The sequence below is a fragment of the Peribacillus sp. SIMBA_075 genome, assembly GCF_046534585.1.
The window spans coordinates 1-228 of record NZ_JAWRYN010001777.1 but is presented as its reverse complement, the minus strand read 5'-3'; the positions used below and the strand labels follow the sequence as shown (position 1 = coordinate 228).

Annotated in this window: 1 pseudogene; it reads right to left on the bottom strand. The window is 50.9% G+C overall.

Annotation, left to right across the window (positions count from 1 at the left end):
* A pseudogene (locus tag SB775_RS34550) lies at positions 1-228 on the bottom strand (hypothetical protein); the annotation flags it as partial.

Below are 228 nucleotides of genomic sequence, written 5' to 3'. Positions count from 1 at the left end.
CGAATCACCTGGTTGATCAAGGTACGAAGCTCGATATAGCGCTTGTTGCTTGCGATGTCCTGTCCCCGTTCCTCCAGTGGGATGTCTACCTCGATCTCGGAAACGATTTCTCCGGGCAAGGGCGAGAAGACAAAGATGCGGTTGGCCAGCAAGAGCGCTTCCTCCACGTTGTTGGTCACCATGATGATCGTCTTTTTGGTTTGCTTCCAAATGTTCAGCATTTCATAG